Source organism: Stenotrophomonas hibiscicola ATCC 19867 (genome assembly GCF_000382065.1).
Classification (GTDB): domain Bacteria; phylum Pseudomonadota; class Gammaproteobacteria; order Xanthomonadales; family Xanthomonadaceae; genus Stenotrophomonas; species Stenotrophomonas hibiscicola.
The window spans coordinates 795,936-805,881 of sequence record NZ_KB907500.1 but is presented as its reverse complement, the minus strand read 5'-3'; the positions used below and the strand labels follow the sequence as shown (position 1 = coordinate 805,881).

10 protein-coding genes are annotated in these 9,946 nt (G+C 66.3%); 9 read left to right on the top strand and 1 reads right to left on the bottom strand.

Annotation, left to right across the window (positions count from 1 at the left end; genetic code table 11):
* A partial coding sequence (locus G370_RS0112225) for a transposase (protein ID WP_026347112.1) occupies nt 1-228 on the bottom strand: 228 nt, incomplete at its 3' end.
* A gap of 201 nt (nt 229-429) precedes the next feature.
* Between G370_RS0112225 and queF the strand changes: the two genes are divergently transcribed.
* The 9 genes from queF (at nt 430) to aceK (ending at nt 9,929) form a co-directional block, all read left to right on the top strand.
* The gene (gene queF, locus G370_RS0112220; RefSeq protein ID WP_019660849.1) at nt 430-1,248 is read left to right on the top strand and encodes an NADPH-dependent 7-cyano-7-deazaguanine reductase QueF; all 819 of its coding nucleotides are present in this window, start codon (nt 430-432) and stop codon (nt 1,246-1,248) included.
* A 194-nt stretch (nt 1,249-1,442) separates the two neighbouring features.
* Nucleotides 1,443-1,736 carry a LysM peptidoglycan-binding domain-containing protein gene (locus G370_RS0112215; protein WP_005419771.1) on the top strand — a complete coding sequence of 98 codons (294 nt, stop codon included), beginning with the start codon at nt 1,443-1,445 and terminating at the stop codon, nt 1,734-1,736.
* A gap of 43 nt (nt 1,737-1,779) precedes the next feature.
* Nucleotides 1,780-2,292 (top strand): hypothetical protein, encoded by a 513-nt coding sequence (locus tag G370_RS0112210; protein ID WP_019660848.1) that lies wholly within the window; start codon nt 1,780-1,782, stop codon nt 2,290-2,292.
* A 910-nt stretch (nt 2,293-3,202) separates the two neighbouring features.
* Nucleotides 3,203-5,425, top strand: a complete 2,223-nt coding sequence (locus G370_RS0112205; protein ID WP_019660847.1) for an NADP-dependent isocitrate dehydrogenase — start codon at nt 3,203-3,205, stop codon at nt 5,423-5,425.
* Between the two features lie 278 nt (nt 5,426-5,703).
* The gene (locus G370_RS0112200; RefSeq protein ID WP_019660846.1) at nt 5,704-6,669 is read left to right on the top strand and encodes a hypothetical protein; all 966 of its coding nucleotides are present in this window, start codon (nt 5,704-5,706) and stop codon (nt 6,667-6,669) included.
* A complete protein-coding gene (locus G370_RS0112195) occupies nt 6,662-7,210 on the top strand; it encodes a GTP-binding protein (protein ID WP_019660845.1) in 549 nt (182 codons plus the stop codon). Before G370_RS0112200 ends, G370_RS0112195 begins: the two co-directional genes overlap by 8 nt.
* Entirely contained in the window at nt 7,203-7,619 is a 417-nt protein-coding gene (locus tag G370_RS0112190; protein ID WP_019660844.1) for a roadblock/LC7 domain-containing protein, read from the top strand. Before G370_RS0112195 ends, G370_RS0112190 begins: the two co-directional genes overlap by 8 nt.
* A gap of 53 nt (nt 7,620-7,672) precedes the next feature.
* Nucleotides 7,673-8,032 (top strand): hypothetical protein, encoded by a 360-nt coding sequence (locus G370_RS0112185; RefSeq protein WP_005419760.1) that lies wholly within the window; start codon nt 7,673-7,675, stop codon nt 8,030-8,032.
* A 166-nt stretch (nt 8,033-8,198) separates the two neighbouring features.
* Nucleotides 8,199-9,929 carry a bifunctional isocitrate dehydrogenase kinase/phosphatase gene (gene aceK, locus G370_RS0112180; RefSeq protein ID WP_019660843.1) on the top strand — a complete coding sequence of 577 codons (1,731 nt, stop codon included), beginning with the start codon at nt 8,199-8,201 and terminating at the stop codon, nt 9,927-9,929.
* Nucleotides 9,930-9,946: the final 17 nt, after the last annotated feature.

The window sequence follows — 9,946 nt, the reverse complement described above, 5'->3', positions numbered from 1 at the left end:
CATACCGTCCTGGCTCATTTTTTCCAGGACAGCCAACTTGAACGGGAGGTCATAGAACCGGGCCTGGCGATGAAATCCGCGCCAACCATACAGCCGATAGGTCGCCACCCAGCGCCTGACCGTGGAGGCCTCCAGGCTGTGGCGACGAGCAACGGCTTTGACTGATGTGGAGGTCTTGCAGGCCTCTTTGGCGACCTGCAGTTTGAAACGAGCGTCGTATCTGTTCATGTATCCCTCGGGGTTGGATCTGGCGTCCAACTCCCGGGGGTCACTTCAAGGACGGGTTTACGGCGTCCCCCGACCCGCCTGCCCACCCGGCCAAGCCGATAGACCGCCTTTCGCGATCATCCCAATACAACCACCACGGAGGGGCTCCGCCGTTGGCCGGCCAGGCCGAAGGCCCGCCCTCCGCGCGATACAATGCCCCCCATGAACACCCCACAGGATTCCAGCCTCGGTCGCGAGGTCAGTTACCCGTCGCAGTACGATCCCGGCCTGCTGTTTCCGATCCCGCGCAGCGGCGCCCGCGCCGAGATCGGTCTCGATGACGGCGCGCTGCCGTTCGTCGGCCACGACCGCTGGCACGCCTTCGAGCTGAGCTGGCTCGACCCGCGTGGCAAGCCGCAGGTCGCCGTCGCCACCGTCCAGGTGCCGTGCACCTCGCCGCGGTTGATCGAATCGAAGTCGTTCAAGCTGTACCTGAACTCCCTCAACAGCACCCGCATCGACAGCGCCGAGGCGCTGCGCGCGCGCATCGTGGCGGATCTGTCGGCCTGCGCCGGTGCGCCGGTCCAGGTGGAGTTCGGCCTGCCGGAGCTGCAAGAGACGCCGCTTGGCGAATCCATCGACGGGCTGGACGTGGAGATCGACTGCTACGGCCCGCCGCAGGCGGACTTCCTCGCCGCCGATGCGGGCGAGGTGGTGGAGGAGACTCTGGTCTCGGCGCTGCTGAAGTCCAACTGCCCGGTCACCGGCCAGCCGGACTGGGCCACGGTCAGCCTGCGTTACCGTGGGCCGAAGATCGACCGCGCCGGCCTGCTGCGCTACTTGGTCAGCTACCGCGAGCATGCCGAGTTCCACGAGCAGTGTGTTGAGCGGATCTTCAGCGAGGTGTCAGCGCGCTGCCAGCCGCACTGGCTGGAAGTGGAGGCCCGCTATACCCGCCGCGGTGGCCTGGACATCAATCCCTGGCGTGCCAGCCCGGGCATCGTCGCCCCGGCCGCGACCTACCGCGAGCTGCGGCAGTAACCGCCGCAGGCGGTTACCGGTAGTGCCGGCCGCTGGCCGGCAATCGGCCAAGGCCGGATCCCGTGGCACTACCGGGTGTCCATTCCCCCGATTGTTCAGCCGCCCCCGGGGGCGGCTTCACATCTGCACCATCCCCATTTAACAACCGCCATGGCACCGTGCCAATCACGTAGTCATGCAGACGGGAGTTGTGGATGAGTACCGAGAAGAAAGCCGATTTCTCCGGCGTCAGTGGCAGTGTCGACAGTACCGCCGAGCAGGTGCCGAAGGCGGACTTCTCCGGCGTCAGCGCTTCGGTGGACAGCACCGCAGACGTTGTCAGCGGCGGCACCTATACCGTGCAGAAGGGTGACTCGCTGTCGAAGATCGCCAAGCAGCATCTGGGCGACGCCAATGCCTGGAAGAAGATCTTCGAAGCCAACCGCGATGTGCTTGATGACCCGGACAAGATCTTCCCGGGCCAGACCCTGAAACTGCCGCCGAAGTAAGCCGGCCAGAACGCCGTCCGACAATCCCTGGGAGGAACCCCGAATGATCAAGACCACCCCGCTCCAGACCGCCCTGATCGCCGCCCTGCTGGGCAGCGTCGCCCTGGTCGGTTGCAAGAAGAAAGAAGAGTCGACCGACAACAATGCCGCTCCGGCAGCGACCGCTCCGGCCGAACCGGCAGCACCGGCCCCGATGACCGGCGCGCCGCCGCCGATGGCCGAAGCCGCTGCTGTCAGCGTCTCGTCGGTCACGGTCGGAAAGACCGCCGCCGCCGACAAGTCGGTTGCGACGACGGCTCTGTTCGCACCGAAGGACGACATCATCGTCTCGGTCAAGACCGACGGTGCGGCAAACAATGTCAACGTTGGCGCGAAGCTGACCTATCAGGACGGCCAGGTGGCCGGCGAACAGACCGCCACCCTGAACACCAGTGGTGCGGAAACCACCAACGTCACGTTCAAGAATGCAAAGGGCTGGCCGGCCGGCAAGTACCGCGCCGAGGTCACCGTCGATGGCAAGGCGGCCGGAACGCCGCAGGAGTTCGAGGTCAAGTAAGTCCTGCCGACTCTCTCCCGGCAGGGCTCACGATGGACGCAGCCGCGAGGCTGCGTCCTTTTTTATTGAGCGATGTCCGCTTTGGGGCCTAGCGGGATACGCTGAACGGACCACGGACAGATCGGGGGACAGGATGCTCAGCTGGATTGCGCTCACACTCGCAATGGGACCTGCGAATCTCTGGAGCTACAGTTGCGACCACTTCCTATACGGCGCCTGTGTGCGGGTGCCGACAGGAATGTCTGTGACCTACGAGGCACCTGTTGACTCTGGTCTGCACCTTATCAGGCACGATAGTAAGGAAGTCGCCCTGATCTACGAGGGCGACGCCCCCGAAAAGCCTGCAGGAAGCACGCCGGATCTGCGTTTCACGGACGGCGGATATGCCGTGTCGGGATACGTAAGGTCGGAAGGACCTTCCACCCGGTACGACGTCTACGTTCGGCCCGGATCGTCTGGCGCCGGTTCGCTGCACATCCGAGGTTCTGCAGCGACGGCGGATGAACTCGCCAGCCTGGCCGCCGTCGTCGGGGGATTCCGTGTCTGCAACCTCCAGCAAAGCAAGCGCGCACAGACGTTGACCTGTCCAAGGCGTGCCGAGTGGGGGCAGCGATTGTCGGAGTGGGTCATGCGTGCCTCAACGAGCGGGAAGTCGAACTAGCCATCAAGCCTCAGCTTCCTGACCGGAAGCGAGCCAACGACGAAACACAGCGGTCCAGTACCGCCGCGTATGGCGCGGCTTTGCCCCGCGCGGCTGAAAACGCGACAATGCAGGGGTTTCCCCGCCGCGCGCCCACCCTGACGGCGACGGGGAAAGCGTGGGGCTCCGCCCCGCGCGCGACACGGTTGCACGTGGCCCGGCGCTGGCGCCGGCCTTCCCCTGAGCACTGCTACAGAGTCCAAGTCCCCCATGTCCAAGATTCTCTACACGCTGACCGACGAAGCCCCGTTCCTGGCCACCCAGTCGCTGCTGCCGATCGTTGACGCCTACACCGGTACGGCCGGCATCGTGGTGGAAACCCGTGACATCTCGCTGTCCGGCCGCATCCTGTCGCAGTTCCCGGAACTGCTCAGTGACGCGCAGAAGGTCAGCGACGACCTGGCCGAGCTGGGCCAGCTGGCGACCACCCCGGACGCCAACATCATCAAGCTGCCGAACATTTCCGCCTCGGTGCCGCAGCTGAAGGCGGCCATCAAGGAACTGCAGGACCAGGGCTATCCGCTGCCGGATTACCCGGAAACCCCGGCCGACGACCAGCAGCGCGACTACAAGGCGCGCTACGACAAGGTCAAGGGCAGCGCGGTGAACCCGGTGCTGCGCGAAGGCAACTCCGACCGCCGTGCACCGCTGTCGGTGAAGAACTACGCGCGCAAGCACCCACACCGCATGGGCGCCTGGGCGCCGGATTCGAAGTCGCATGTCGCGCACATGGCCGCCGGTGATTTCTACGGCAGCGAGAAGTCGGCCACCCTGGCCAATGCCGGTTCGCTGAAGATCACCTTCCACGGCAATGACGGCAGCACCGCTGTGCTGAAGGAAAAGACCGCGGTCAAGGCCGGCGAGATCGTCGATGCCGCCGTGATGAGCCGCAAGGCACTGGCCGCGTTCATCGGCGAGCAGATTGCCGATGCCAAGGCCCAGGGCGTGCTGTTCTCGCTGCACCTGAAGGCGACCATGATGAAGGTCTCCGACCCGATCATGTTCGGCGTGGCGGTGAACGAGTTCTACAAGGACGTGCTGGCCAAGCACGCCGACGTGCTGAAGCAGGCCGGTTTCGATGCCAACAACGGCATCGGTGACCTGGCTGCGCGCCTGCCGTCGCTGCCGGAAGCCACCCGTGCTGCGATCGAAGCCGACCTGGCTGCCGAGTACGCACAGCGCCCGGGCGTGGCCATGGTCAACTCGGACAAGGGCATCACCAACCTGCACGTGCCGAGCGACGTGATCGTCGACGCCTCGATGCCGGCGATGATCCGCGACTCCGGCAAGATGTGGAATGCCGAAGGCAAGCTGCAGGACACCAAGGCCGTCATTCCGGACCGCTGCTACGCCGGCGTGTACCAGGCCGTCATCGACGACTGCAAGGCGCACGGTGCCTTCGATCCGGCCACCATGGGTTCGGTGCCGAACGTCGGCCTGATGGCGCAGAAGGCCGAGGAGTACGGCTCGCACGACAAGACCTTCCAGATCGCCGCCGATGGCGTGGTCAAGGTCACCGACGATGCTGGCACCGTGGTGTTCGAGCATGCCGTCGAAGCCGGTGACATCTGGCGCATGTGCCAGACCAAGGACGCGCCGATCCAGGACTGGGTGAAGCTGGCCGTCGAGCGCGCCCGCCTGAGCAGCACCCCGGCCGTGTTCTGGCTGGATGCCGCCCGTGCCCACGACGCGCAGGTCATCGCCAAGGTCGAGCAGTACCTCAAGGACCACGATACTGCCGGTCTGGACATCCGCATCCTGCCGCCGGTGGAAGCCACCGCGTTCTCGCTGGACCGCATCCGCAAGGGCGAGGACACCATCTCGGTGACCGGCAACGTGCTGCGTGACTACCTGACCGACCTGTTCCCGATCATGGAGCTGGGCACCAGCGCCAAGATGCTGTCGATCGTGCCGCTGATGGCCGGTGGCGGCCTGTTCGAGACCGGTGCCGGTGGTTCGGCTCCGAAGCACGTGCAGCAGTTCGTCGAGGAAGACTACCTGCGCTGGGATTCGCTGGGTGAATTCCTGGCCCTGGCCGCGTCGCTGGAACACCTGGGCAACCGCTACGACAACGCCGCTGCCCGTGTGCTGGCCAAGGCGCTGGACGAAGCCAACGGCCAGTTCCTGGACAACGACAAGTCGCCGTCGCGCAAGCTGGGTGGCATCGACAACCGTGGCAGCCACTTCTACATCGCGCTGTACTGGGCCCAGGCCCTGGCCGCGCAGGACGAAGACGCCGCCCTGAAGGCGCGCTTCGCCCCGCTGGCCAAGGCGCTGACCGACAACGAGCAGAAGATCGTCGAAGAGCTGGTCGCGGTGCAGGGCAAGGCCGTGGACATCGGCGGCTACTACCGTCCGGACGTGGCCAAGGCCAGCAAGGCGATGCGCCCGAGCGCGACCTTCAATGCCGCGCTGGAGCAGCTGCGCGGCTGATCCGTCGCCGTTCGGTCGTGACCCCGGAACCCGCGCTTCGGCGCGGGTTTCTTTTTGGGCGGCCCCATTCGACCCGCGTCCAGAACCGTGACATCCGTTGGCCGTCGGAATGCCGTCAAAGCGGCATGAAACTTGCCCGCGATGGCCGTCGCAGAACCGATCGGACACCGTCTGCAACCGCTCCCGATCTGAGCAGTCGATCACGACGGCTGCCGCTGGCGATGTCCTAGCCTTGGCGACGCGAGGCCACCGGGGAGGTGGCCGCACGGGGAACACGGATGGCACGCGTGCTGGTAGTGGGAACCGACATCCAGGGCGAGCAGGCCCTGCTGCAGCGGCTACGCGTAGCATCGGCGCTGCCGGACGGCCAGATCCGCCGCAGCCAGGATCTGGACGATTGCGACCTGCTGGTCATCCGCGATACGCCGGCGCTGCGCAACGCGGCCCTGCGCATGCGCCAGCAACGCCCGCGACTGCAGTGCTGGATCGAGGATCTGGGGGGCCAGCTGCGCGACGGCGATGGCCCTCAGGACATACTTGATGACGGTGCCATCGGCCGCGCCCTGCGCGGGATGCAGTTGGCAGTGGAGCCCCTGACCATGCACGCACCCGCACCGATCCGTCTTGCCGATGGTGCACACGCCATCACCCGCCTGCTGCGCGAGCGGCTGCCCCTGCGCCAGGGGCAGGCACTGCTGAGTGACGCGGGTGACCCCGTCCTGCTGATGGACCTCGAGCATGACCAGGCTGTGCTGTTGCAGGAGCCCGCGAGCGCGCTGGTAGAGCGCCTGGCCGATGCCTTCGAACGCCTGCAGCTGGACGCGCTCACGCCGGCTCGCCTGCAGGCCCTGGCCGGTGAGCGGCCGCGCCAGCCACTGCGGCCCCTGCTGTGGCAGTGGGCACAGCGCAGCCGACATTGGCAGGCACTGGACGAACGCCTGCGTGGCGCCTCGGTGAAGGTGCTGCGCTGGCCGGATTTCCGCGTGCTGGGTCACGACCACGATGGCTTCCGCCTGTGTTCGCTGCTGCTCAAGCGCGCGTGCACGGTTGAAGAATGCGCGATGCTGCTCGAGTTGCCGGCTGCGGCGGTGCGTGATTTCATCCATGCCGCCTATCTCTGCGGTTACGCGCAGTTGCAGAGCGCCCCGGCGGCACCGATGACGGCCCTACGCGGCAATGGCACCGACAACGGCCTGCTTGCCCGCCTGTGGCGCCACCTGCGTGGGAGCGAGCGCAATGCGTGAGCACAAGGTGGTCGTGCTCGGTGGCATGGGCAGCGGCAAGTCCACACTCGTGCGCAGCATCGCGGCCGGCGCGGTGATCGACACCGATGTGGCCAACAGTGATCGCCTCGGTGCCGACAAGGCCTCCACCACCGTCGCGCTGGACTACGCAGACATCGACCTGCCCAACGGCGAACGCCTGCGGCTTTACGGGACACCCGGCCAGCAGCGCTTTGATTTCCTGTGGCCGATCCTGCTGCAGGGGGCACGTGGTGCGGTGCTGCTGCTGGACGCGCGCCGTGCCGGGTTGGCCGGCGAGCTGGAGGACTACCTGCAGGTGCTGCAGCCGTTCGCAGCGTCATTGGCGCTGGTGGTGGCGGTCACCCATCTCGACCAGGCGCCGCACGCTGCGCTGGACGACTGGGCTGCACGCGCCAGCCTGGATGATCAACCGCTGCCTTTGCTGGCGGTGGATGCCCGCGACCGCGAACAGGGATTGCTGCTGATGGATGTACTGATGAGCGAAATGGAAGTGCACGCACTGGTGGCCGCGCATGGCTGACGGGCAGATGGCGGTGCTGCCCGATGCCGGCCAGCGTGCGCGCCTGCAGCCGCTGCTGCAGGACCTGCAGCAGCGGGTGGAAGGCGTGCGCACGGTAGTGCTGGCCAGTGTCGATGGCTTTGCCCTGGTCAGCGCTGGTGCCGAAGGGCGCGGCGAACGGCTGGCGGCAATGACCAGCGCGATGCTGGCGCTGGCCGCGGCGGTCGGGCGCGAACTGCTGCTGGGGGATCTGCAGACGCTGATGCTGGAAGCGATGGGCGGGAAGGTGCTGATGCTGGCGATCCAGGCCGAGGGACGTGCACCGCTGCTGCTGATGGCGGCCTGCGACCAGCGCAGCGTGATCGGCCAGGTGCTGTGGCAGAGCAGGGAATGTGGCCAGGCGATCCTGGCCGAACTCGGCGGATCGTGAGCCCGGCCGCAGGGGAACGAGGGGCTCGAACCAACATCGACAAGGGGTGCGACGTGGCTGGATTGAATGAATCGTTGAACGCACTGATGGGCATCGACGGCGCGCAGGCAGTGGCGCTGGTCGACTACGAAAGCGGCATGCTGCTGGGCGAAGCCGGTGCCGGCATGGACATGGAGGTGGCCGCTGCCGGCAACACCGAAGTGATCCGGGCCAAGATGAAGACCGCCGCCTCGTTGAACCTCAATGACAGCATCGAGGATATCCTGATCTCGCTGGGCAAGGCGTACCACATCATGCGACCGGTCGCGAAGAAGAAGGGACTGTTCTTCTACATCGTGCTGGACCGGACCAAGTCCAACCTTGCACTGGCCCGACGCAAGGTGCAGGACGTGGAGGCCGAACTGGCGATCTGAGCCATTGGCTTCGGTAGAGTCGAGCCCGCCCGACTGCTCTTTGCAACTGTAGAGCCGAGCCATGCTCGGCTGCTTCTGCCTGGATCAGCCGAGCATGGGCTCGGCTCTACACAAGCAACCCCACGCCAGCGTATGGTGAAGCCGGTCCTCCCCGGGTTAGCTACGCATGTCCAAGCCTGACATCGCTACCGAGCTGGCGCCGCGTATCGCCGGTGCCATCCGCGATGGTTTCGAGCAGTACCATGCCCGCTTCGCGGCGATCACCGCGCGGGCGCGGCAGCGCTTCGAGCAGCGCGACTGGGCCGGTGCGCGACAGGATGCAGTCGAGCGCATCGCCCTCTACGATCTGTGCATCGCCGAGCAGATGGATGCGTTGCGCCGCCTCGCCGGTGACGCGATCGGCGAGCGCGCGCTGTGGCTGCAGGTGCACGCCGGCTACAGCGCGTTACTGCAGGGCCTGATCGACGCCGAGCTGTACAAGACCTTCTACAACACGCTGTCGCGGCGCCTGTTCGCTACCCGCGGCGTGGACCCGGCGCTGGAATTCATTGCTTTCGACGTCGAGCCGTCCGATGCGATCACCCATCCCGTCGCGCGGCATACCTATGCCGTCTCGCCGACGCGGCCGGTGGAGGCCCTGCAACGCGTGTTGGCCGACTATCGTTTCGACATTCCGTACGCGCACCAGCTGCGCTGCGCGGCGGCCATCGCCGTTCGCCTGCAGGACGACCTCGCCCATTGGGGGGACACGCCGGTACGCAGCATCGAACTGCTCGACACCGTGTTCTACCGCGAGCGCCGCGCCTATCTGGTTGGACGTGTATTCGGCGAGCACCGCTTCTCACCCTGCGTGATTGCCCTGGTCAACGATGAGCGCGGCCTGCGTGCCGATGCGGTGCTGACCCGGCGCCGTGATGTTGCCCATCTGTTTGGCGTGTCGCGCAGCTACTTCCAGGCCGATCTGGGTACGGTGGGCGATGCCGTGGTGTTCCTGCGCAGCCTGCTGCCGGGCAAGCCCATCGATGAGATCTACACGGTGCTGGGACGTGCCAAGCAGGGCAAGACCGAGCGCTACCGCACGTTCTTCCGCCACTTCAACGAGCACCCGCAGGAGCGGCTGGTCCCCGCCGAAGGCACGCCGGGCATGGTCATGGCGGTGTTTACCCTGCCCAGTTACCCGCTGGTGTTCAAGCTGATCCGCGACCGCTTCGCGTGGCCCAAGGCGATGTCGCGACAGCAGGTGGAAGAGAAGTACGCGCTGGTGTTCAACCTCGATCGTGTCGGCCGCCTGCTCGATGCACAGCCCTATCGTCATCTGCGCTTTCCGCGCGCGCGTTTCGCGCCGGCCCTGCTGGACGAACTGCTGCAGCAGTGCGCGCAGAGCGTACGCGTTGATGGCGATGAGGTGGAGATCGCACTGTGCTACGTGCAGCGCCGTTTCCGTCCATTGAACCTGTACCTGCGCGAGCAGGGCGGTGAGGCGGTGCGCGCGGCGGTACTCGACTACGCGCAGGCGATCACCGACATGGCGCGCAACAACATCTTCCCCGGTGACATGCTACCGAAGAATTTCGGCGTATCACGGCATGGGCGGGCCGTATTCTACGACTACGACGAGCTGTGCCTGGTCAGCGACTGCGTGTTCCGTGCGTGGCCGCAGCCGCGTACGCCGGAGGAAGCCATGGCCGACGAGCCCTGGTTCCATGTTGGTCCGCGCGACGTGTTTCCCGAGCGCTTCGGCCCGTTCATGGGCCTGCCCGCTGCAGAGCTGGCAGCGGTGCGCGAGCACTACCGGCACCTGTTCGACCCGGGCTGGTGGCAGGGCCTGCAGGAACGCTTCGGCCGAGGTGACTATCCGGACACGCCGCCCTATGCGGGTGCACACCGGCTGGCCTGAGCCGGCTGTCCTGGGCG

Bases quoted from the DNA above. Each gene is read 5' to 3' on its own strand.
- queF (WP_019660849.1), top strand. From the start codon at position 430: ATGAACACCCCACAGGATTCCAGCCTCGGTCGCGAGGTCAGTTACCCG.
- G370_RS0112215 (WP_005419771.1), top strand. From the start codon at position 1,443: ATGAGTACCGAGAAGAAAGCCGATTTCTCCGGCGTCAGTGGCAGTGTC.
- G370_RS0112210 (WP_019660848.1), top strand. From the start codon at position 1,780: ATGATCAAGACCACCCCGCTCCAGACCGCCCTGATCGCCGCCCTGCTG.
- G370_RS0112205 (WP_019660847.1), top strand. From the start codon at position 3,203: ATGTCCAAGATTCTCTACACGCTGACCGACGAAGCCCCGTTCCTGGCC.
- G370_RS0112200 (WP_019660846.1), top strand. From the start codon at position 5,704: ATGGCACGCGTGCTGGTAGTGGGAACCGACATCCAGGGCGAGCAGGCC.
- G370_RS0112195 (WP_019660845.1), top strand. From the start codon at position 6,662: ATGCGTGAGCACAAGGTGGTCGTGCTCGGTGGCATGGGCAGCGGCAAG.
- G370_RS0112190 (WP_019660844.1), top strand. From the start codon at position 7,203: ATGGCTGACGGGCAGATGGCGGTGCTGCCCGATGCCGGCCAGCGTGCG.
- aceK (WP_019660843.1), top strand. From the start codon at position 8,199: ATGTCCAAGCCTGACATCGCTACCGAGCTGGCGCCGCGTATCGCCGGT.